The sequence below is a fragment of the Rhodoblastus acidophilus genome, assembly GCF_900187365.1.
Lineage (GTDB): Bacteria > Pseudomonadota > Alphaproteobacteria > Rhizobiales > Beijerinckiaceae > Rhodoblastus > Rhodoblastus acidophilus.
In genome coordinates, this window is the sequence record NZ_FYDG01000026.1 from 1 (window position 1) to 18,158 (window position 18,158).

27 protein-coding genes and 1 pseudogene are annotated in these 18,158 nt (G+C 62.8%); 25 read left to right on the top strand and 3 right to left on the bottom strand.

Annotation, left to right across the window (positions count from 1 at the left end):
* Nucleotides 1-143 precede the first annotated feature (143 nt).
* The 5 genes and pseudogenes from CFB24_RS20485 to CFB24_RS20505 all read left to right on the top strand — a co-directional run.
* Nucleotides 144-752: a methyltransferase gene (locus CFB24_RS20485; protein ID WP_088522491.1), complete on the top strand. Its 609-nt coding sequence runs from the start codon at nucleotides 144-146 to the stop codon at nucleotides 750-752.
* Nucleotides 753-995: 243 nt separating this feature from the next.
* Nucleotides 996-1,319 (top strand): helix-turn-helix domain-containing protein, encoded by a 324-nt coding sequence (locus CFB24_RS23235; protein ID WP_158255348.1) that lies wholly within the window; start codon nucleotides 996-998, stop codon nucleotides 1,317-1,319.
* Nucleotides 1,320-1,534: 215 nt separating this feature from the next.
* Nucleotides 1,535-2,473 carry a DUF3991 and TOPRIM domain-containing protein gene (locus CFB24_RS20495; protein ID WP_244593344.1) on the top strand — a complete coding sequence of 313 codons (939 nt, stop codon included), beginning with the start codon at nucleotides 1,535-1,537 and terminating at the stop codon, nucleotides 2,471-2,473.
* A complete protein-coding gene (locus tag CFB24_RS20500; protein WP_244593343.1) occupies nucleotides 2,470-4,605 on the top strand; it encodes an ATP-dependent helicase in 2,136 nt (711 codons plus the stop codon). Before CFB24_RS20495 ends, CFB24_RS20500 begins: the two co-directional genes overlap by 4 nt.
* A gap of 86 nt (nucleotides 4,606-4,691) precedes the next feature.
* Nucleotides 4,692-5,063 (top strand): annotated as a pseudogene (locus CFB24_RS20505) (TSCPD domain-containing protein); the annotation flags it as partial.
* Between the two features lie 310 nt (nucleotides 5,064-5,373).
* On the opposite strand, the gene CFB24_RS20510 reads toward CFB24_RS20505, so the two are convergent.
* From CFB24_RS20510 to CFB24_RS20520, 3 genes are all read right to left on the bottom strand, one after another.
* The gene (locus tag CFB24_RS20510; RefSeq protein WP_158255347.1) at nucleotides 5,374-5,952 is read right to left on the bottom strand and encodes an ISAs1 family transposase; all 579 of its coding nucleotides are present in this window, start codon (nucleotides 5,950-5,952) and stop codon (nucleotides 5,374-5,376) included.
* Between the two features lie 260 nt (nucleotides 5,953-6,212).
* Nucleotides 6,213-6,785, bottom strand: coding sequence for a class I SAM-dependent methyltransferase (locus CFB24_RS20515; protein WP_206605507.1), 573 nt, complete (start codon nucleotides 6,783-6,785; stop codon nucleotides 6,213-6,215).
* Between the two features lie 527 nt (nucleotides 6,786-7,312).
* The gene (locus CFB24_RS20520; protein ID WP_088522496.1) at nucleotides 7,313-7,939 is read right to left on the bottom strand and encodes a TetR/AcrR family transcriptional regulator; all 627 of its coding nucleotides are present in this window, start codon (nucleotides 7,937-7,939) and stop codon (nucleotides 7,313-7,315) included.
* 116 nt (nucleotides 7,940-8,055) lie between these two features.
* Between CFB24_RS20520 and CFB24_RS20525 the strand changes: the two genes are divergently transcribed.
* From CFB24_RS20525 to CFB24_RS20615, 20 genes are all read left to right on the top strand, one after another.
* Complete coding sequence (locus CFB24_RS20525) at nucleotides 8,056-9,582, top strand: phytoene desaturase (RefSeq protein ID WP_088522497.1); 1,527 nt, start codon at nucleotides 8,056-8,058, stop codon at nucleotides 9,580-9,582.
* A 387-nt stretch (nucleotides 9,583-9,969) separates the two neighbouring features.
* Nucleotides 9,970-10,521 (top strand): hypothetical protein, encoded by a 552-nt coding sequence (locus tag CFB24_RS20530; RefSeq protein WP_088522498.1) that lies wholly within the window; start codon nucleotides 9,970-9,972, stop codon nucleotides 10,519-10,521.
* Between the two features lie 99 nt (nucleotides 10,522-10,620).
* Nucleotides 10,621-11,001: a hypothetical protein gene (locus tag CFB24_RS20535; protein WP_088522499.1), complete on the top strand. Its 381-nt coding sequence runs from the start codon at nucleotides 10,621-10,623 to the stop codon at nucleotides 10,999-11,001.
* Between the two features lie 65 nt (nucleotides 11,002-11,066).
* Nucleotides 11,067-11,327 (top strand): hypothetical protein, encoded by a 261-nt coding sequence (locus CFB24_RS20540; RefSeq protein ID WP_088522500.1) that lies wholly within the window; start codon nucleotides 11,067-11,069, stop codon nucleotides 11,325-11,327.
* Nucleotides 11,328-11,385: 58 nt separating this feature from the next.
* Nucleotides 11,386-11,949, top strand: a complete 564-nt coding sequence (locus CFB24_RS20545) for a hypothetical protein (protein WP_088522501.1) — start codon at nucleotides 11,386-11,388, stop codon at nucleotides 11,947-11,949.
* 68 nt (nucleotides 11,950-12,017) lie between these two features.
* A complete protein-coding gene (locus CFB24_RS23240; protein WP_158255346.1) occupies nucleotides 12,018-12,188 on the top strand; it encodes a hypothetical protein in 171 nt (56 codons plus the stop codon).
* A complete protein-coding gene (locus CFB24_RS20550; protein ID WP_088522502.1) occupies nucleotides 12,185-13,297 on the top strand; it encodes a DUF5983 family protein in 1,113 nt (370 codons plus the stop codon). The genes CFB24_RS23240 and CFB24_RS20550 overlap by 4 nt, the downstream gene beginning before the upstream one ends.
* Entirely contained in the window at nucleotides 13,294-13,533 is a 240-nt protein-coding gene (locus CFB24_RS20555; RefSeq protein ID WP_088522503.1) for a hypothetical protein, read from the top strand. Before CFB24_RS20550 ends, CFB24_RS20555 begins: the two co-directional genes overlap by 4 nt.
* On the top strand, nucleotides 13,530-13,724 hold the full coding sequence (locus CFB24_RS20560) for a hypothetical protein (RefSeq protein ID WP_088522504.1): 195 nt from the start codon (nucleotides 13,530-13,532) through the stop codon (nucleotides 13,722-13,724). The genes CFB24_RS20555 and CFB24_RS20560 overlap by 4 nt, the downstream gene beginning before the upstream one ends.
* A 173-nt stretch (nucleotides 13,725-13,897) precedes the next feature.
* The gene (locus CFB24_RS20565) at nucleotides 13,898-14,137 is read left to right on the top strand and encodes a hypothetical protein (protein ID WP_088522505.1); all 240 of its coding nucleotides are present in this window, start codon (nucleotides 13,898-13,900) and stop codon (nucleotides 14,135-14,137) included.
* A 2-nt stretch (nucleotides 14,138-14,139) separates the two neighbouring features.
* Complete coding sequence (locus tag CFB24_RS20570) at nucleotides 14,140-14,502, top strand: hypothetical protein (RefSeq protein WP_141098538.1); 363 nt, start codon at nucleotides 14,140-14,142, stop codon at nucleotides 14,500-14,502.
* A gap of 112 nt (nucleotides 14,503-14,614) precedes the next feature.
* Nucleotides 14,615-14,842 (top strand): hypothetical protein, encoded by a 228-nt coding sequence (locus CFB24_RS20575; protein ID WP_088522507.1) that lies wholly within the window; start codon nucleotides 14,615-14,617, stop codon nucleotides 14,840-14,842.
* A 55-nt stretch (nucleotides 14,843-14,897) separates the two neighbouring features.
* Nucleotides 14,898-15,287 (top strand): hypothetical protein, encoded by a 390-nt coding sequence (locus tag CFB24_RS20580; protein WP_088522508.1) that lies wholly within the window; start codon nucleotides 14,898-14,900, stop codon nucleotides 15,285-15,287.
* A gap of 138 nt (nucleotides 15,288-15,425) precedes the next feature.
* Nucleotides 15,426-15,776 (top strand): hypothetical protein, encoded by a 351-nt coding sequence (locus tag CFB24_RS20585; RefSeq protein ID WP_141098539.1) that lies wholly within the window; start codon nucleotides 15,426-15,428, stop codon nucleotides 15,774-15,776.
* Between the two features lie 10 nt (nucleotides 15,777-15,786).
* Nucleotides 15,787-16,221, top strand: coding sequence for a hypothetical protein (locus CFB24_RS20590; protein ID WP_088522510.1), 435 nt, complete (start codon nucleotides 15,787-15,789; stop codon nucleotides 16,219-16,221).
* Nucleotides 16,222-16,329: 108 nt separating this feature from the next.
* A complete protein-coding gene (locus CFB24_RS20595) occupies nucleotides 16,330-16,602 on the top strand; it encodes a hypothetical protein (RefSeq protein ID WP_088522511.1) in 273 nt (90 codons plus the stop codon).
* A 61-nt stretch (nucleotides 16,603-16,663) separates the two neighbouring features.
* The gene (locus tag CFB24_RS20600) at nucleotides 16,664-17,008 is read left to right on the top strand and encodes a hypothetical protein (protein ID WP_088522512.1); all 345 of its coding nucleotides are present in this window, start codon (nucleotides 16,664-16,666) and stop codon (nucleotides 17,006-17,008) included.
* 80 nt (nucleotides 17,009-17,088) lie between these two features.
* Complete coding sequence (locus tag CFB24_RS20605) at nucleotides 17,089-17,349, top strand: hypothetical protein (RefSeq protein WP_088522513.1); 261 nt, start codon at nucleotides 17,089-17,091, stop codon at nucleotides 17,347-17,349.
* Nucleotides 17,346-17,597 carry a hypothetical protein gene (locus CFB24_RS20610; RefSeq protein WP_088522514.1) on the top strand — a complete coding sequence of 84 codons (252 nt, stop codon included), beginning with the start codon at nucleotides 17,346-17,348 and terminating at the stop codon, nucleotides 17,595-17,597. The genes CFB24_RS20605 and CFB24_RS20610 overlap by 4 nt, the downstream gene beginning before the upstream one ends.
* Nucleotides 17,598-17,610: 13 nt before the next feature.
* The gene (locus CFB24_RS20615; protein ID WP_088522515.1) at nucleotides 17,611-17,958 is read left to right on the top strand and encodes a DUF3768 domain-containing protein; all 348 of its coding nucleotides are present in this window, start codon (nucleotides 17,611-17,613) and stop codon (nucleotides 17,956-17,958) included.
* The last annotated feature ends 200 nt before the right edge of the window (nucleotides 17,959-18,158 follow it).

Consider the following 18,158-nt stretch of genomic DNA (forward strand, 5'->3'; position numbering starts at 1 on the left):
GCGTATGACTGGCTGATTTGTAATGAGAAATTCTCGCCAAAGGGGCGACGATGAAAATGTCCAGCCACGCGGTTCGGGCTCAGCGCGTTGAGCCTCGCGCCTCCCTCGATGACTTCCCCACACCCTGCTGGGGCACGCGCGCCTTGGTCGAAGAAGTCCTGGCGCAAACCGACATCGGCGTTCCCGAAGGCCGCGTTTGCGAGCCGGCGTCCAATCGCGGCTACATGAGCCGAACCCTGAAGGAATATTGGCCCGACGTAACGACGTCAGACATATTCGACTATCGCGCCGATCCCGAGACGATCGACCCGCAGGATTTCGTGGCGGACTTTCTCGCCCCTGGCGACACGCCGGCGGCGAGCGCCGAAATTGTCATCTCGAACCCGCCGTTCACAGCCGCCGCCGCCTTCATCGCTCGCGCGCTCGCGCTGCCCGATTGGCGCCTGGTCGCCATGCTCACCCGCTCGTCCTTCGTGGAAGGGGAAACCCGCTACCAGACCCTTTTCGCGGACAGGCCGCCGCATTTCGTGTGCCTGTTCGTGCAGCGCCTGCCGATCTTGCGAAGCAAGGTCCGAAAATGGCAGCCGACTTTGACGACGTCCGGCCTAAAGCGCCGGCAAACCACGGCGACCTCCTATTCGTGGCTGGTGTGGTGGCGCGACGCCCCGGCGAACTGGGGCGATCCCCGCTTCCGGTTCATCCCGCCTTGCCGCGATCGGCTCGAACGTCCGGGCGATTACCCCGACGAATAGCAGCGAAGCGACCGCAATCTCCAACCCGCAAGCTTCACAACCAATCTGGAAGGAAACATCATGTCATCCCTTCAACTCGCCCCTCGAGGCGAACCGCGATCCGTCGCCGAACTCGTCGCAAGATACCGGGCGGCGCGGCGACGGCTTAATTTTCCAGGCGTCAAAGCCCCAACAGGAAAGACGCCGATCCGAATCCTGATCGGAACGGACCCGCCGACGGTTCCGACGACAGTCGCCGTCCCCATGGCGCCGCCGGAGGACTTGGTCGCGGCGCTCGACCTGTCGAGAGACAAATTCGATCCGATCCTGAAAATGGTCTCCGAGCGCACGGGCGTTTCCGTCGCCGACATTCTTGGGAAAGGCCGGCGGGCGCCGATCGCGGCGGCGCGACAAGAGGCGATGTGGACCGTGAGAACGATCACAAATTGGTCGCTTTCCCGCATCGGCGGCCGGTTCAACCGCGATCACACCACAGTTCTGCACGCCATCCGCCAGGTTGAGGCTCGCGCCGACCAAGACGCAGACCTGCGCGCCTTCATGGACGCCGTCAAGAACGCCTTCTGCTGATCGTTCGATAAGACCGCTTCGCCTTCGCGCCAGTCGCCGCTTCCCTTGAGCCCACACCAAGAGGCCGGGAAGGAGAGGGCACATCATCCCTACCGCTATCGCCGTCTGTCGCCGCAAGGGTGCGTCGCACGCTCCCGCGCGAGTCCGCGCGCCCTTGCCCCGACGCCGCCTCGCGGTCGGGCCGGCGTCGCTTCGCAAAAAATCAGGAGGAGGAGATGAAGGATCCTCGCATGGAGGTCGACGAACTGCGCGCCGGCGTCAGTTGCGCGACGGTTCTTGAACAGGCGACGCCGCCCTGGCGGCTCGACCGCGCCGAGAGCACCCGACATTGCCTCAAATACCGCCGCGGCGCCGGCGAGATCGTCATCGTCACGCATAAGGGGGCGGGTTGGTGGGACCCCAACAGCGACGCCAAGGGCGATGTGTTCGGGCTCGTCCAGTTTCTGGAGCCTGGGCTGAATTTCGGCCACGTCCGCAAGACGCTGCGGCCGCTCGCCGGTGTCCAGCCGGATTTCGCGCCAATGGAGCGGACCAGGGCCAAACGAAACCCGACGCAGCCGATCGCGGAAAGGTGGGCGCAAAAACCGCGCCTGCGCAAGCATTCGCAGACCTGGCGCTATCTCGCGGGCCGCGGCCTGCCGGAAACCGTGCTTCTGGCCGCCGCCCGTTGCGACGTCATCCGCGAAGGCCCCTACGGCTCGGCCTGGTTCGCCCATCGCGCCGGGGGCGTCGTCACACATGTCGACGTCCGAGGTCCGACCTACAAGGGGTCGCTCACCGGCGGCTGCAAGTCGCTGTTTGTCTTCCCGCGCGAGATCGCGGGGCGCAGCCGCTTCGTCCTGGCGGAGGCCGCGATCGACGCCCTGAGCCGGGCGGCGCTGGAAAGCTTGCGCGACGACACGATTTACGCCGCGACCGGCGGCGGCATGGGCCCGGACTCGACCGAGATGATCAAGACCCACTTGCGCGCGATCGGCGTCCTGCCCGGCGCGCAGTTCGAGAGCGCGGCCGACGCCAATCTCGCCGGCGACCGCTATGCGGCGCGCCACGAAACGCTCGCCATCGAGGCGGGCGTTCCCTTTCTGCGCCGCCGCCCGCCGATTGACGGCGAGGACTGGAACGACGTGCTCAAATCCCAAGGAGTTTCGCCATGAACCAGGGCTTTTCCGATCCCGACGAATACCTGCCCGAGCTGGATAATGGTCCCGACGACATTTGGGACGATTGGCGCTCCATGATGGCCAACGATTCCGGCGCCGAGCAGCCGCCCGCCTGGGACGCGCTCGCGGCGCGCCTGACGCCCACGCAACGGGAAGCGGCGACGCACCCGGGGTCGACGCTCGTCCTCGCCGGCGCGGGCACGGGCAAGACGTCGACTTTGACCGCTTCGGTGGTTCACAAGATCGAGATCGAAAAGATCCCGGCCGCGCGCATCCTTGTTTCGACCTTCACCAACAAGGCGGCGGCCGAAATGACCGAGCGCATCCGCGCCGCCCTGGGCGAAAACGCCGCGCCGAACTGGCTCGGGACGTTCCATGGCCTCGGCGCCCGACAATTGCGCGCCGCCCCGGAGATCGCCGGCCTGCGCAAGGAATTCGATATTCTCGACGCCGGCGACGCCCATCTCCTGATCAAGCGGATCATGAAGGCGCTGAACCTCGCCAATGACCCCGAGACCGCCGGCGGCCGCGATCCGGTCAAGACCATCGCCAACAAGATTTCGTCGTTCAAGGATCAGCTGATCACGCCGGAGACGGCCTCGTCGCGGATCGAGGCCATGATCAAGGCGGCCGAACGCGAGGGATCGCCGATTGAAAGCATGACGTTCCGCAACGCCGCCAAGATCTATGCGCTCTATCAACAGCGCCTGCGCGAGGCCAACGCCGCCGATTTCGGCGATCTCCTGCTGTGGCCGACCCTGGCGCTGATGAACGACAGCCAGTATCGCCGGCAATGGGCCGAGCGCTTCGACGCCGTGTTAGCGGACGAGTACCAGGACGTCAATTACGCCCAATATTCCTGGCTGAAGGCGATGGCGAGCCATTGCCAACGCCTGTTCGCGGTCGGCGATGACGACCAGTCGATTTACGGCTGGCGTGGCGCCAATGTGGAGCTCATACGCAGGTTCACCCGCGACTATCCCGACGCCGGCGAATTCCGCCTCGAGGAGAATTTCCGCTCGACCGGCCACATCCTCGCCGCAGCCAACGCCGTCATCGCCGGCGACAAGAAGCGCTTGGGCAAAACCCTTTTCACCAACCAGGGCGACGGTCAGCCGATTACGATCGCGACCTATCGCGACGCCGAGGCCGAAGCGCTTGGCCTCGCGGCCGCGATCAGCAAACGCCATGGCGAAGGAATGCCCTGGGACCACATGGCCGTGCTCTATCGCACCAACGTGCTGTCGCGCGCCTTCGAAGAAGCGCTGATGCGCGCCAAAATCCCCTACGAACTTGTCGGCGACGTCGGCTTTTACGCGCGCCAGGAGATCAAGATCGCGCTCGCCTATCTGCGCCTCGCCACCCATCCGGACGACCGCCAGTCCGACGAGGCGTTCCGCCGCGTGATCAACGAACCGCGTCGCGGCTTTGGTCCACAAACCCTGGCGATCGTCGAGGAGGAGGCCGCGTTCCGCAATGTCTCGCTGCTTTGCGCGCTCGAGACCGCCAAGCTTCCTCCGAAAGCCCGCGGGGAAGGCTTGAAAATGGCCGACCAGGTCCGCCGCATCGGCGCCGATCCGAGCCATTCGCTCGCCGACCAGATTTCTCTGTTGCTCGACGCCTGCGGCTATCGGCAACTTTTGCGCGCCAGCAAAGCCGAAGACGCCGCCGGCAGGCTGGAGAACCTGGAAGAACTGGTTTCACTCGCCTCGAGCTTCCATTCCGCGCGCGAGCTCCTCGATCATGCCGCACTTGCGACCAACCGGGCCAGCGAGGGCGCGACGCCCGCCGTGCGGCTGATGACCATGCACCGGGCCAAGGGGCTGGAATTCGACCAGGTGTTCCTGCCGGCGTTCGAGAACGGAATCATTCCCTCGACCTATGGCGACGCCGACGAGGAACGCCGTCTCGCCTATGTCGCGCTCACGCGCGGCAAGCGGCAGGTGACGATTTCCTCGGCGCAATTCCGACGCGGCCCGAGCGAGCCGTCGATCTTCATCGCGGAGATCCCCGACCACGCCAAGGAGCGGGCAAAGCGTGCGTCCGATCGACAGGGACGGCCGCATCTGTCGCCGCAAAGGGCGCAGGCGCTGCGCGACCTCCGCGCCCGTATGCGCAGCTTTTAACTCCGAGCGAACAGGAGGCAGCAATGGAACGATCGCCGCAAATCCACGAAGTCGCCGTCACGTCCGCTGATGACGCGACGCCGCGCCAAATTGAGCGCCTGATCCTGCGCGAGGGCCTGCCCACACGCCGTCGTCACTATATCCAAAAGGCCCGGATCGGCGGCCACAAGCTCTATCTCCAAGCTGGCGAATATCCCGATGGGCGCCTGGGCGAAATCTTCATCGACATGCACAAGGAAGGCTCCGCGTTTCGCGAGCTGATGAACAATTTCGCCATCGCTGTGTCGATCGGCCTGCAATATGGCGTGCCGCTTGAGGAATACGTTGACGCTTTCGTGGGCGCGCGCTTCGAGCCGGCTGGCTTCGTCGAAGGCAACGACGCCATCGCCAGCGCCACCTCGGTCATCGACTACATCTTTCGCGAACTCGCCATTTCCTACCTCGGCCGCGACGACCTGAAGTCCGACCCGGAAGGGGCCGGGCTTTGACGGCGACGAGTCCGTGGCGCCGGCCGTAGCGTGGACTTGGCCTTGCTTCTACTGCGTTCAAGGCGTTCGGCTCTTCCCGGCGGAAAGCGGGCATTGAGCGAAGGGCCGGTGCCAGCGGTAGACCGGTCGATGGCTGCACGGGGAAGGATGCGCCAGGCTCCGTCAGCCGACCGTCACCGTGGCTTTACGAAGCGAAGCTAGACCCGTCGATAGCTCCGATGTGAGCATTGAAAAAAATGTACTGAAAGTCAGAGCTTGCCAGGGCTGTGCAGTTCTCAAGCTATCTGAGGCATAGCGAGGACGTGATTGAGGTCGAGGGCGGCGCGCCAGCGGGCGTTTTTGACGTTGTCGCAGCCAGCGGCCCTGAGCAGGTTGTAGGCGAAAGACCGCAGGCGGGCGGCGATGTCAGGGTTTTGCGAATGCGTGAGGCGTCCTCGGCGAAGACGACGTCGCGAATATAATGGCTGCCGTTTTCGATCCGCCAATGTCGCCGGATGTGGTCGTTCCACTGTTCGGGCGTCGGACCGCTGAGCGAGGACACCCAGAAGACGGTCTCGTTGGTCCCGCGCAGCATCCCGGTTTTGGGGTCACGTTTCCACACGGAGCGCTCCAACCGCAGAACGGTTTTGATCAGCGCTTCCCAAGGCGTGCCGCGGAACCAGGCCTTGGACGGAAACACCGTCAGTTCGCGCGTTTCCCAGCGGTTGCGGCCTTTGCATTTGCTCGTCGCGGAACCGCTGGGCTTGCGCCCCATGGATCCAAGCTCGAGCCGCCGGCGCAAATTCGGCTGGTTGTCTTTGACTTGCGTGAGCAGATGATTGCCAGAGGCGATCACGCGAGTGAACGATTTTTTTGACAATGCTCGGCGTCGAGGGTGAAGAGGCATCACTTGAGGCGGAGCGCCGCGATCAATTCCGGCGCGGCGGGTATTTCGTTGCTTTCCCGACGACGATGATCAGGAACCGAGCGCAAGATCTCCAGCAACGACACCGCCATGCGACAACCTCCGATTCGGGTTGTCGCCGATAGATTCACACATTTTCGCGCGCGGGAATCCCCGAGAAGCCTCCAAGTTCAGGGAACTAAACAGCCCTGCAGAGCTTGCGGCTATGGGGTTGCTTAAACAGCTTGAAACGTCTGTACAGAAAATTGTTTTCCAGATGGCAATCCAATCTCATCCTTCGAGACCGCCAAAAATCCGCTATTCTTTGCAACCAGTTCAAGTTCAGATGGCGAAACTAATCTCACTAAACCAGCCACCTTCTGAAGACTAACAAAACTTGATGGGGAAACTGCGGGCATCGAGGCACACGGTTGCTGAAGCACGGTGACCAGCATGCCTTTTGGGCTGCACAGTGTCCGAAGCACAGCCATGGACGCAACCAAATCAACAAACTCAAAAATCAAGCCGGCAAAAATCAAATCGACTGGCTCTACACGAAAATCGACCTTCGCGATGTCGGCTTGATAGAGTTCGAGGCCAGAGATGACTCCAGCAAATCGGCGAGATGTTTCGGAAAGGTATGTGGGATTGATGTCAATGCCGACGACACGCTTCACTGCACTCGATCGAATGCGATCAAACCCATTCCCTCCCGCGCAGCCGACAAGTGCCACAGATTTGGGAGAATATGCCGCTAGTGCGGCTTCAAATTGATCTGCCAGCATGCCTGTCTGGCCAATCTCCGACATGTGTCCCTCGTAATCGGCCAGTGGGACATAAAGCCACGGATTGTTGGCTGGAGCAAATGAAGTCGAATTACATTGCATCGAGTTAAATCTACCAAAAAGATAAAAAATCGGCGAGATTGGCACAGCGAATATTGAAATTCCGAGCCGTCACCGCTGGTAGATGAGGCTATGCAACCTTGACGATGTGGTCAAGGTAAAGGATTTGTCGGAGTTGGCAGTCGTGCCGTCGCATCCCCACGCATTCGTCCCGATGGATCATAAGCACCAGTTCATTTCGCCATCGGAAAGTCTCCTGACGACGAGGTTCCCGCCGGTTGGGCTTTCATGTCGTAGGACCGCACTGAGCCGGACTCGACCGTAGCAGCTTGGCCGTGGCTTTTCTCTTGCCGCGCTCACGGCGCTCGGCCTTTTGCGGCGGGAAGGCGACCTCCAGGAACGCTGTTGGCTACGTCGTCCAAGCGCTCATTTGCCGCCATTGACGGCGATCAGCCATTCGACCGCAAAACCATGCTCATCCGGTTGTGCAGCTACGCGGTTCTCAACTGGCCAATGGCGAGACGAACCAGGGCGTCTTCAAAATCCGGCGTCCCGATCAATACCGAATCCTCGTGGACGGCGGCGCGGATCACCCCGAGCGCGCCACGCGTCGCGACGAACATCGCAGCGTCGTCCGGCGGTGGGAATGCAGGGTGATTGCGGCGAACAATGGCGAGCTGGATGCGCGCCGCCAGCGCTTGCGCCGACGCCATCACCTCGGGCGTATGATCCAGCTGCCAGCCGCGCTTCAACAGCGGCCGGAAGATTGTCGGCGCCACGCCGAAACCATCGATCAGCGCCCGCACAAAAAGCCTGATCAGAAGCGTAGGATCGGCATCGCTGCTTTCGGCCTCCACGATGAACTGTTCGAGATGCGCGATCAGGCGCTGGCGCTCTTTGTCAATCATCGCCAGGAGAATGGCGTCCATGTTGGGAAAATACTGGTAGAGCGTGCCGATGGAAAAGCCGGCGCGCTCGGCGACCCTGTTGGTCGTCAGCGACTTCTCGCCTTCCTGGTCGAGAATCTGAGCCGTTGCCTCGAAAATCGTCAGAACGGTCGTTTGAGAGCGCGCCTGCTTCGGTCTTTTCCGAACAGTTTCAGTTTTTTGTTTCTGCACGACGGCGCCTCACGCGAATGCGAGTCCAAAATGTGAGCCTTGCTCATTATTGTGACTGCGTCCAGCGCCTGACGCGGACAACTGAAGCGTTCCGACTCAAAACCCAAGGCCTTGCCATGTCAGCCGATTACGCGATTTCGACTTCCGCAAACAGACCGCGCGCCATCATCATCGGCAGCGGTTTTGGCGGATTAGCGGCGGCGGTGCGGCTGGGCGCGCGCGGTTACGACGTCACGGTGCTTGAACAGCTCGATCGGCCGGGCGGCCGCGGCCGCGTCTTCGTCCAGGACGGCTTCACCTTCGATTCCGGGCCGACGATCATCACCGCGCCCTTCCTGTTCGAAGAGCTGTGGCGGCTGTGCGGCAAGACTTTTTCGGACGACATCGATCTGCGCGTCCTGGACCCATACTATCGCGTCATGTTTGACGATGGCGGCCATTTCGACGCCTTCGCCGATGACACGACGATGAAAAAGGAAATCGCGCGCATCTCGCCGGAGGATGTCGAGGGCTACACGCGCTTCATGCAGCACAGCGAGCGGCTGTTCCGAATCGGCTTCGAAAAGTTCGGACACATCCCGTTTGACAAGCTGTCGCAGATGATCGGCATTGTTCCCGACCTCGTTCGCGCGCGCGCGGACCGCAGCGTTTACGCGACCGTTTGCGACTATGTAAAACACCCGCATCTGCGCTTTGCCTTGAGCTATCATCCCCTGTTCATTGGCGGCAATCCGTTCCGGGCCTCGTCGATTTACTGCATGATCTCCTATTTCGAGCGGCATTGGGGCGTTCACTTCGCGATGGGCGGCACGGGCGCGCTGGTCAAGGGCCTGGTCGGGCTGATCGAAGGCCAGGGCGGCGTCCTCCGCACCAAAGCCGAAGTGGCGGAAATCACCGTCGAGAACCGCCGCGCCACCGGCGTCCGGCTTGCCTCCGGCGAAACCATCGCCGCCGATATCGTGGTGTCCAACGCCGATACCGCCACGACTTACGCAAAGTTGCTCGCCAAGGCGCCGAGAAAATGCTGGACCGATCGCAAGCTCGATCGCGCCGCCTATTCGATGAGCGTCTTCGTCTGGTATTTCGGAACCCGGCGGAAATACCCGCAGGTTCAGCCCCATACGATCCTGGTCGGGCCGCGCTACGGAGCGCATGTCGCCGATATTTTCGACCGCAAGGTTCTGGCGGAGGATTTCAGCCTCTATCTCTATCGCCCGACCGCGATCGATCCGAGCCTCGCGCCCGAGGGCTGCGATACGTTTTATGCGCTGTCGCCGGTTCCGCACATGGACAGCGGCGTGGACTGGGCAAGCAAGGCCGAACCCTACCGGCAGGCCATCGCCAAGCGCCTCTCGGAAACCCTCCTGCCGGGCCTTGAAGACGAGGTGATCACATCGCGGATCTTCACGCCGCAGCATTTTCAGGATGTGCTGCAATCGCGCAAGGGCGCCGCATTTGGATTTGAGGCCGCGCTGACGCAAAGCGCCTGGTTCCGCCCGCACAACAGGAGCGAAGACATCAAAGGGCTCTATCTGGTCGGCGCCGGCACGCATCCCGGCGCGGGCGTCCCGACGGTCCTTTCATCGGCCCGCGTCCTGGATGCTGTCGTACCCGATCCACGATCATTGCTGGAGACTTGCTGATCGCTGGATCCAAGAGTTTCGTCCGTGACGGCCCAAGACGGCTTTTGGCAGCATTCGGGACGATGGCGGGCTATGCCGGGAACGTCCCTTCCGAGCCGGATGCCGTCCTTGCCAGCTCAATCATCGATATGTGACGGGGCGGCGTTAAGCGGATTGGCGCGCAGTGATCGTTGCCGCGTCGACACCGGTGGATCACGTAGCCACGGCGCGGCCAACAGGCGGAAATGTACGGCTAGGGAAACAAAAGAAGGAAAAGAGAGAAGAGACTATTCGCCGACGGGCGGCGGTCGCCGCAAGGGTCGGGCCGTGCGCTGACGCGCCCTTGCCCCGACCGCCGCCGCCGGCCGGCTCAGGATTTATCTCACAGAGATAAAAGGAAATCCTGAGATGTTGAACACCGAAGCCAACCACGATTGCGCCCGCGTTCCATCTGTCCCGCCGCGCAACGAAAAGCTTGAAGACTCCGGATTTGGCTGGTCGCGCGCCGTTTTCGAAGCCAGCAATCACGGCCGCGAAGCCTGGCGCCAGCCGCCCGTCGCCGACGACGAGGAATTGCTGTTCCATGAGCCCGGCCGCATCCTGCCTTCGGTCCATGAAGGCGTCAGCGGAACGGACTGCCGCAGCCATAGCTTCAAGATCGTCAAGCCGCGCTTCGGCAACTACGCTCTGATCGTCCAACATGGCGGCGGAATCGAGCGCGTCGATCTCGGCTACTCCCGTCGGACCGTCAACGCCTTCGATCAGATGGATTCCGACACGCGCTTTCGCCTGATGTGGTCGATCCTGGACGTGCACGCCAACGCCAAGCGGGAGGCCGCCGCCGCCACCGCGCGAACCTTCCAGGAAGCCTTCGTTCAGGGCCGGCTGAAGAAACGCCATCTCCCGGCGCGCGGAACCACCAAGGTCTGGATCGAACCCGCGCACGCCGGCGCCGCGTAAAGCGCGATCCCGCCAGCGCTCCCAAACACCTCCCAAATCCCTGCGCCCCGAACTGGCGGTTCGGAGCGCCCGTTCGCGTCTTCATCAAGGACCACAGAAATGCTTCTGACCGAAACTCAGGCCGCCAAAAAATGGTGTCCGCACGTCCGATTTGCCTTTGGCGACGATGATTCCGCCGCAAACCGTTGGGAAAGCGTGAGCGAGACGCTTCTTGCCCCATCAAAATGCCAGTGCATCGGCTCAGACTGCATGGCTTGGCGCTGGCTTGATCCGTCGGTGAAGCCGGCGATGCGCAACGTGCTCGGCAATTCCTGGGCGGAAACCGAAGCCGATGCCGACGGCCGCCCGCTCGAAGTTCCCGCCGATTGGGAATTCTGTCCGGCGACGGACGAAGACGCCGCCTGTTGGCGCGAGCCCGAGGCCGCCGCCAACGCCAAGCGCCGCGGATACTGCGGCCTCTCCGGTCTCCCCAAGATTTGAATTCGCGCGCCCAAGCGACAGGTTTGGGCGCCCGCAATCGCCTTCGAACAGGAAAGGACGCAGTCATGAACCCCTGTTGGATCATCACCGAAGACGGCGCTTTCATCTGCGGCGATTTTGACAGCCGCGTGACCTCCTACAGCTACCCGACCAGCCCTAACGCCGAGAAAGCCAAACGGCTTGCCCAGCGCGGCATCCCGGCGATCATGAAGTTCGCGTGCCGAGTCCTCCGCGTCGCGCAAGCCAGCCACCGCGGAACGCCTGAGATCACCGCGCCGCATGACGCCCGCAACTGGCGTCGTATCAACGCCGGCGACGACGAATGACCCACAGGGCGCGGAGCGACGCGCCCTTTCCCTTCCATTGCGAACACAGGAAATCGAGATGATCCCTGCCTGGATCCTCGCCGAGGATGGCGCTTTCATTTGCGGCGACCGCGCCAGCGGCGTCACCAGCTATTGCGAACCCACCAGCATCTTCGCGGAGGCCGCCGCGCGCGCCACACTCGCCGGCGTACCGTCCGTCGCGCGTCTCGCGCTCGACATCCTCAAAGGCGAACGCGACCGACGTGTGGGAAGCGGCCTTGAAGCGAAGTTCGACGCCGGCAATTGGGCCAAAATCAATGAGAGCGAACGCCAACGGCGTCATTCGCCTCTCGGACGCTACGCGGTCGAAATCTGCGACCTGAACGGGGGCGTGATGCGGTCGTTCGATCTGCCGATCGCGCCCGACATGGTGATTTGGCGCCAGCATTGGATTCCGGGCGCCGACATTCCGCCGGACCTCGCCGACGATCACGCCGCCAACATCATTTGGTACGGTCTCAACGAAGGCCGCTGGGCGCGCGACGAAAACGGACTTGCGATCGAAGCGTCGGAACAGCTGACCGACGAAAACTGCGAGCCCGTAGCAATCTGGCGCGCACGCCACGTCAAAGCCGCCGCATGACGCGCCCACGTCCGAGCGCTCCGAGCCCCTGACGCTCCCCACAAGACTCCGCCAACCGAGGGAAGACCATGTCGAAGACAACGATTTTCATCGTGTCGGAGGTTGCAGCGCTGGCCGCGTTCATCGCGTTGGCGCTCGCCTACGTCCGCGAATCCAGAAGAACGGACCGCATGTGCGCGCGGATTGCGCGCTTGACGGATGAAGCCCGCGCCCTGACCATCCCAGGAGAACATCGATGAAGACCTTTTCGGTTGAATTCCCGGATTTCGATCCGGCGACCCTGCCTAAACTTCCGCAGGGCTTTCAAGACGATAGCTGGCATAACGACGCGTGCCCCTCCTTTCACAATGCCCAGCTTCGTCTGTCGATCTTCATCGATTACGCCGCGCCGGAAATGCGCGCCTTCGCGGACGGTGTCCGCTTCCACATTTTCAGGACCGACGAAGACGGCGGCCGTCTCCCCGCGAACGACGCCTCATTTACGTCCGACGATTGGTCCGAGATTCAAACCTATGTCCTGGCGGAACAATTCGCCCGTCACTTGAAAGCGAGTTTGAGCGAGAAAGACTGGAAAGAAATGCGTCGCCGCAATGCGTCGCCCGACTATGACAACAGTCTGTCCTGCGCCTCGCACGACTTCTGCGACGCCAATATGGTCATGGAAGCCACTTGGCGCGCGACATTCGGAGAAAAGGCGGCGCTCATCTGCGAAGGCGCCAACGGGCAAATCGTCGCGGAGCAAATGGCCATTTGGAACGCTGCTTGGTCGCGCGCGAAAAGCGAACAGCTGACGGCGAAGCCCGAAGCGCCATTTTTCCACAAACTGATGCCGCTCTCAACCGGCCATCTGTGCGCCGAAACACGGGAATGGCTTTCGGATCGGCCCGCTGATGGATGGCCGATCCTCGGCGGCGTGACGGAATACGGCTATTTCGTCCATTGCCCGGAAGAGATTCAAGAGCTGCCCGCAGACCTTTGGGCGTGCATTCTCTTCGCCACAAGCAAGGGCGCGGAATACATTCTGTTCGACCAGGTGGAAGACATCCTGCCTGACCTGATCGACTTCAGCGAACAGGACAATGAAAGCGCCGCCGGCATGGCCGACGCCGAGATCGACGACGACCCGATCAACATCTCCGTAGTTCTGCCGGGCGGCAAAAGGCTCACCTTTCCGAAAGCTCGAAACGCCGCGGCAGCCGCCATCGAGGCCGAATTGTTCCGCGAGGCCTGGCGCGACCTTGTCGGCCGTGATCGCACGGGCGCATCGCGGTCATCGACGATCGAGACCCTCGCGAAAAAGACTACCCCCAAAAGAACTTTGAGCCACGAAACCGGGAGCCCCGCATGAAAGTCGCCCAATTCAAATCAGGGATGGAAACGATTGACGAGACGGCGCTCGCCGGCGACCGGCGCGTCATGATGCTCAAGAGCGGCCTGACGCTGCGGGGAGCGGAATGGCGATGGCTCGCCGGCCACAATGGCGTAATCGTGCAGATGGCTGACCAGTTCATCGACATCGAGGAGATCGCCGCCGTCGCCTTGGAAAAAGTACCCGAGTCTCATCTCAGCGAGGACGAGATATGAACCGCAAAACCCTCACCAAAGCGCAACAACGCACGCTGCAACGCCTTGTCGCGCGCGACGAGGGGCGGACCTGGCCGAACTATCTGGCCGCCCGCCGCGCCGGATACATCGCCGGCGTCGCCGTCTGCTTCATGATCGAATGGGCCGGCATGTGCCTGGGGATCGAAGCGGACGGGCACATGCACAGTTGAGGCGCCGGAACGGACAAGAGAACAAACGGAGGAACTGAAGCAGGAGATTCCGCTACCGCATCGCCATCGCCCGCCGCAAGGGTCAAGCCCGGCGCTTCGCGCCCTTGCGTCCGGCTCCGGGATGCGCGGCGCCAAGGGCTGTTCAAGGTCCAGAATGTGGAAAGGACAGTCCGATGAGCAAATTCAGCGTTTCCTGCTCGCACCGCGATCCGCGGTGGCGGCTCAAGAACGCGCCGTTTCGCGAGAATTGCGAAACCGATTACCGGATCCATCAAGACCGCGGTGACGGCAGTTGGTCGGCGAGCGCGCCGAACTTCGGCTGCGGCAAATCCTATCCGACGCCCGAGCGCGCGATCCATGCGCTGCTGTTCGAGAACGGCGCGTCGTTCATCATCATCACCCCGGAGGGATGATCATGGCGCGCCCGATCTCCTACACCGTCCCCTGCGCCGACAAGAGCGGCGCCATCCGGTTTGAACCCCGCGTTGGCGCGCCGATCCTGCTTTACGTCGGCAATGCCCAACATCGCTTCGCAATCCAGGTCCACAAGGGGCAGACCGCGCTCGTTCACGTCGAAACCGGCCTGATCGTCGGCGACGTCAACGACGCCGCGGTTCGCATGATGTGTTCGCGCGGCGGCGGCGCGCCGACCGACCGTGAAGCCTCCAAATGGTTGATCGAGGCGCTCGTCGCGCAACATGGCGCCGACAAGATCAACCGTCAGATCAAGCAAAAACTCGCGGAAGTCGCTCGCTACCGCGAGCAGGCGGCAGCCTGAACGCGTGCGCGCAAACGATTGGCCTCCGCATTCCGATCGCCGAAACCGCGCGACCTGATGGGCCGCGCGCGCTCCTCCCCTCAATCAGCCACAGACTTTGAAGGCCTGAGCCATGAACCACCGGATCGAACGCAACCCGACCAACGGCAAGATCATCCCGAAGCGATTCACGCTCGAGGAAATCGAAGAGGCCAGCGCCAACAGTTATGGCTTGTGCCTCGCCTGCGGCGCCGAGCGCGAAGCCTGCGAACCGGATGCGCGGAAATATCGCTGCGACGCCTGCCACCACAACACGGTCTACGGCGCCGAGGAAATCGCGCTCATGGGCATGATGAAATAACGCAGTCCTCCGCTGGGCGGCGCAACGGGCATCAGCCTTTCATTGGAGAAAAGAAATGGCGAATTATTATGGCGACTGCCGGTCAAATTATTTCGCGGTGAAGAATGAAGCCGCGTTCAAGGCTTGGATCGCCCAATACGCGGTCAAACTGATCACGCATGGCGCCCTCTTCGGCTTCGTCTCGGACGACCAATCCGGCGGCGTGCCTCGCCGTTTCGAGGATGATGACGCTATCGACATCGACAGCGAAATCGCTCAGCACCTCGCTGACAACCAGGTCTGCGTCATCATGGAGGCTGGCGCGGAAGCCGCTCGATACATCTCTGGATCGGCCATCGCCATCCACGCGAACGGCGAAAGCTTCAGCATCAACCTGAGCGACATTTACGCGCAAGTCGCCGAGGAGTTCGGCGACGACGCGGAATGCACCGCCGCGGAATACTGAGCGGATGACGATGGCCGCCCCGACATGGGCCGCCGGAGGGAATAGAACAAAAAGAGAAAAGGAAAATCCGCTACCGCATCGACTTCGTCCGCCGCAAGGGTCAAGCCCGGCGCTTCGCGCCCTTGCGGCGGCCTCGGGATGCGCAGCGCGAGGGGCTGTTCAAGGTCCAAAATATGGAAGGACAGCCCGATGACAGCATCCAAAAACCGAGCCCGCCAGAACGAAATCGCGCGGCAGATCTCCGAAGTCGAGCAATTCGGCGACGACCTGTCGAGCGCGCTCCTGAAGGCGAATTGCCGATCGGATGAAGTGCAAGCGGCGCTCGCGCCCCTCGAACAATTGAAAGACAACCTGCGGAATCTGCGCCTGGATGACAACGTGGTCGCTCCGGCGGTCGCATCCAACCGCCCCGGCGACATGGCCGCGATCTATGCGGAAGAAACCGGCGTCGATTACGCGACGGCCCTCGTTCACTGCAACATGGATTGAGGGGGCGACCATGACGCAATGGATCATCCGCAGCGACGCGCCGTTCGCCGGCTTCGTCCAGACCCACATCAGAGACGACGGCTTTGTCGCCTATGCCGACGGCAATCTGACGCCTGAGCAATATGGCCTGGAGCGCGGCTTTCCTGTCCGCGTGGTCGATGACGCCGAACTCGACGAAATGCTGGAGACCTGGACGGCGCAGCAGATCACCGAGCCGGCTGAAGAAACCCTGGCCGAATTCACCTATGCGCTCGAATGCCTGCCGCCCTGCCGCTGGCGGCGTCATCGCGGCGTTGAAATGTTCCACATTTCGGAAGGCGTCACGCACGACCTGGTGCAATGGCACGTCGCCATAGGCGAGCGCTGCTTCACCTTCGTCGACCGCAGGTCCGCGCCCACCGAAGCGATCGCCGCCAAAGCCGCCGCCGCCATCGGCGCGCAATAGTCCCTCGACCCTTTAATCCCGCCCAAGACGCGCCCCGGCCGACGCAAGCCCGTCGCCGGGGCGCTCGCGTTCGACCCGTCGCCCGCAAGCCGGAAGGAACTCCCCCTCATGAGCATCGCCAGTCTTCCTCCCGAGGACCAGATTACGCACGTCCTTTACCTGATCGGCGCCAGCGCCTACGCCTGCATCGCCACCGCCGACGGCCGCAAGATCGACATTCTGCTGCAGGCCGGCAAGAGCGGACCGAACTCGCTCCGCGCATTCGCCGCAACCAAGCAACGCGAAGCCGCCCGCGCGGCGCGCATGGCGGGCCTGGCGCGGGACGCCGCCGAATGGCTCGACCGCCAATCCACTCCGAGCTTCCGGAGGGCTGGCGAATGAAGCTCCCGACCTTCCACCTCAACGGCACGTCCGCCGCTTCGCTCCGCGACGGCTGCCGACCATGGCCACCGAAGACTTCCTGCCGGCGCTGTCGCGCGCCGCGCTGGAACGCCTTGGTTCGGGCATGGGCGTTCTGCCGCGCGGCAAGGTCAAGGAGACCCGCGCCGCCATCATCGAGCAGGCGCGCGAAACCCGCGTCGTTCTTCCGCAGGCCCTCTTCGCCCTCAGCGATGAGGAAGCGACCACCTTCACGCGCGGCTACGCGTATTACGGCGCCGGCGACGATGAGGACGACGGCGGCGAAGTCTCCGACGCTGACGAATTGCACGACGAACCGCAAGGCGCGGCCGCGTCCGGTTCCGCCGAAGACGCCGGCGAAGACGAAGACCACGCCGCCGCGGCGTAATCCATCGCGCTCCATCACCTCATCCTGTGACATCCCGCACGCGCCGGCTCCGCCGCGCGCGCGGACTTTTGGAGAATCCCATGTCTCATTCCGCTTTCGCCGACCGCGCCGGCGTCATTGGCTTCGGCCCCCGTTGTCCCGCCGGCGCGCTTCCCATCGCCCGTCATTCCGACCTGGAGCGCCTGAAATCCCAGGTGTCCGCCCTGGCGCGGGTTGGTCACGACCACAAAACCCTTGTCGTCCCCGGCGTTCCCGAGGCCGCGAACAGCGACCAGGCGGTCGACGCCATGGTGAAATTCGCCAACAAGGTTGGCGCGCGCTTGGCGGAGGCTTCGAGATGAACGCCAATCCGATCCAACAGCGTCTTTCCGCGCGCAAACAGGCGGCCGACCGGCTCGCGACCGATCTGATCATGGACTGCGAGCGCGCCGCCTCCGGGCGCAACAGCCGGAATTCCAATCCGGCGCAATGGAGCGGAACGGACTGGCGAAAATACGTCCACGCCGCCGCTCATTCCCCGGCCGCCCTTCATCTGACCGCGCTCTACGCCTCGATCGGCGAGATCGAGGCCGGGCTTGTTCATGGCTGACGGAGACCTCCCCATGCCCGAACCGGATGAAGGCGCCAGCGCCGCGCGCGTTCGCGAACTGAACGACGCGTTTCGCCAAGCGCCGCACGCGCGCGGCAAACTCTGCCTGACGCGCGCGATCGCCGCCAAGTCGTTAAGCGCTCAACTCGCGATCCTGCATCGCGTGATGACTTTCGACGCTTTCACCGAAGACAATGATCCGTATCAGGAACACAACTTCGGCGCGTTCGAATACGACGGCGAGAAAATCTTCTGGCGGATCGATTATTACGATCTCGCCTGCGAATACGGCTCTGACGATCCCTCAGACCCGGCTCAGACCACACGCGTCATGACGATCATGCTCGCCAGCGAATACTGACGCGCCCGTGGCGCGCTCACCGATCGCCACGGTCTCACCATCAATCACTGACCCCGCACCGCCAAACGGAGACACACCATGTCTGCGCAACACACCCCAGGCCCCTATGCCATTCACCCGGCGTTCAACCGCCGGCACGTCCTGATCATTTCCGAAGTCACTCGCGAACCGCTCGCCCAGGTCTATCACCAGGCCAACGC

Bases quoted from the DNA above. Each gene is read 5' to 3' on its own strand.
- CFB24_RS23235 (WP_158255348.1), top strand. From the start codon at position 996: ATGGCGCCGCCGGAGGACTTGGTCGCGGCGCTCGACCTGTCGAGAGAC.
- CFB24_RS20495 (WP_244593344.1), top strand. From the start codon at position 1,535: ATGAAGGATCCTCGCATGGAGGTCGACGAACTGCGCGCCGGCGTCAGT.
- CFB24_RS20500 (WP_244593343.1), top strand. From the start codon at position 2,470: ATGAACCAGGGCTTTTCCGATCCCGACGAATACCTGCCCGAGCTGGAT.
- CFB24_RS20515 (WP_206605507.1), bottom strand. From the start codon at position 6,785: ATGTCGGAGATTGGCCAGACAGGCATGCTGGCAGATCAATTTGAAGCC.
- CFB24_RS20525 (WP_088522497.1), top strand. From the start codon at position 8,056: ATGTCAGCCGATTACGCGATTTCGACTTCCGCAAACAGACCGCGCGCC.
- CFB24_RS20530 (WP_088522498.1), top strand. From the start codon at position 9,970: ATGTTGAACACCGAAGCCAACCACGATTGCGCCCGCGTTCCATCTGTC.
- CFB24_RS20535 (WP_088522499.1), top strand. From the start codon at position 10,621: ATGCTTCTGACCGAAACTCAGGCCGCCAAAAAATGGTGTCCGCACGTC.
- CFB24_RS20540 (WP_088522500.1), top strand. From the start codon at position 11,067: ATGAACCCCTGTTGGATCATCACCGAAGACGGCGCTTTCATCTGCGGC.
- CFB24_RS20545 (WP_088522501.1), top strand. From the start codon at position 11,386: ATGATCCCTGCCTGGATCCTCGCCGAGGATGGCGCTTTCATTTGCGGC.
- CFB24_RS23240 (WP_158255346.1), top strand. From the start codon at position 12,018: ATGTCGAAGACAACGATTTTCATCGTGTCGGAGGTTGCAGCGCTGGCC.
- CFB24_RS20550 (WP_088522502.1), top strand. From the start codon at position 12,185: ATGAAGACCTTTTCGGTTGAATTCCCGGATTTCGATCCGGCGACCCTG.
- CFB24_RS20555 (WP_088522503.1), top strand. From the start codon at position 13,294: ATGAAAGTCGCCCAATTCAAATCAGGGATGGAAACGATTGACGAGACG.
- CFB24_RS20560 (WP_088522504.1), top strand. From the start codon at position 13,530: ATGAACCGCAAAACCCTCACCAAAGCGCAACAACGCACGCTGCAACGC.
- CFB24_RS20565 (WP_088522505.1), top strand. From the start codon at position 13,898: ATGAGCAAATTCAGCGTTTCCTGCTCGCACCGCGATCCGCGGTGGCGG.
- CFB24_RS20570 (WP_141098538.1), top strand. From the start codon at position 14,140: ATGGCGCGCCCGATCTCCTACACCGTCCCCTGCGCCGACAAGAGCGGC.
- CFB24_RS20575 (WP_088522507.1), top strand. From the start codon at position 14,615: ATGAACCACCGGATCGAACGCAACCCGACCAACGGCAAGATCATCCCG.
- CFB24_RS20580 (WP_088522508.1), top strand. From the start codon at position 14,898: ATGGCGAATTATTATGGCGACTGCCGGTCAAATTATTTCGCGGTGAAG.
- CFB24_RS20585 (WP_141098539.1), top strand. From the start codon at position 15,426: ATGCGCAGCGCGAGGGGCTGTTCAAGGTCCAAAATATGGAAGGACAGC.
- CFB24_RS20590 (WP_088522510.1), top strand. From the start codon at position 15,787: ATGACGCAATGGATCATCCGCAGCGACGCGCCGTTCGCCGGCTTCGTC.
- CFB24_RS20595 (WP_088522511.1), top strand. From the start codon at position 16,330: ATGAGCATCGCCAGTCTTCCTCCCGAGGACCAGATTACGCACGTCCTT.
- CFB24_RS20600 (WP_088522512.1), top strand. From the start codon at position 16,664: ATGGCCACCGAAGACTTCCTGCCGGCGCTGTCGCGCGCCGCGCTGGAA.
- CFB24_RS20605 (WP_088522513.1), top strand. From the start codon at position 17,089: ATGTCTCATTCCGCTTTCGCCGACCGCGCCGGCGTCATTGGCTTCGGC.
- CFB24_RS20610 (WP_088522514.1), top strand. From the start codon at position 17,346: ATGAACGCCAATCCGATCCAACAGCGTCTTTCCGCGCGCAAACAGGCG.
- CFB24_RS20615 (WP_088522515.1), top strand. From the start codon at position 17,611: ATGCCCGAACCGGATGAAGGCGCCAGCGCCGCGCGCGTTCGCGAACTG.